This window comes from Paenibacillus sp. 1-18 (assembly GCF_000520755.1).
Taxonomy (GTDB): Bacteria; Bacillota; Bacilli; order Paenibacillales; family Paenibacillaceae; genus Paenibacillus; species Paenibacillus brasilensis.
In genome coordinates this window covers 1-1,054 of sequence record NZ_ASSB01000123.1, presented here as the reverse complement: position 1 = coordinate 1,054, position 1,054 = coordinate 1, and the positions used below count along the sequence as shown (strand labels likewise).

Below are 1,054 nucleotides of genomic sequence, written 5' to 3'. Positions count from 1 at the left end.
CGGTATTTCGCGCGAAGACCTGGAAGGCAAAATGCCGGGAACCCAATGCATTGTTTTACAATCCGCGCAAGGAGAAATGGATCAACGCTTTCAGAACTATGCTGCACGGATGTTTGACGAAGTGAAGAGTATCCTGAAGGCAAAGCCCAAAGGAAAGGCGCTTCTTCAGATTGTAGTTCCAGCCCAGGGCCAGCAGCAGCTTTTCCGTGCCCTTTCAGGGATACTTCATACGGCACAGTTTGAAAATCCCAAGGTTATGGGGCAGCTTATTGAAGTAGAACCTGGAGAAGATGCAGGAAGTCTTATAGCCAAGCTGAACGAGAATAGCCGCAGCCTGGCGGATAAACAGGTTCAATATCAAGACGGAAAACGCCGGGTGGCTGTATGGCGCGAGATCAGCGCAGGAGCATCCGGAGTGAAGCCGTTATGGAAGGACCGTGGAATCTATTTGATTACGGGGGGCGCAGGGGGCCTCGGGCTTATATTTGCCAACGAAATTGTCGGTAAAGTCAAGCATGCGACTCTGATTTTGACAGGCAGATCCCCGCTTAACGAAGATAAGCAGTCTAAGTTAAAGGAGCTTGAGGCCGCCGGTGCGCGAGTGGAATACAGGAGAGTTGATGTTGTCCGCAAAGAGGAAGTGGTGGCTTTAATCCAGGGCATCCGCGAAGCTTACGGAGCCCTTCACGGAATTATTCACGGCGCAGGAATCATACGGGATAATTTCATTCTAAGAAAAACCAAAGAAGAGCTGCAAGCCGTGATGGCCCCCAAGGTCAGCGGACTGGTAAACCTGGATGAGGCAAGCCAGGACTTGCCGCTGGACTTCTTCATTTTCTTCTCATCCATGGCCGGGGCTGTCGGTAATGTCGGCCAGGCGGATTATGCTATGGCTAATGCGTTCATGGATGCCTATGCAGGCTACCGGAACAGCCTGGTGCTGTTAAAGCAGCGCCCGGGACGGACACTCTCCATCAATTGGCCCTTATGGAAAGAGGGCGGAATGCATGTGGATGAAGAGACCGAGAAAGTGATGATGAAAGATTTCGGGATT

General features: G+C 51.5%; 1 protein-coding gene. It reads left to right on the top strand.

Features of this window, described 5'->3' with window-relative positions; all coding sequences use genetic code 11:
* A partial coding sequence (locus L693_RS27850; RefSeq protein ID WP_155983783.1) for an SDR family NAD(P)-dependent oxidoreductase occupies positions 1 to 1,054 on the top strand: 1,054 nt, incomplete at both ends.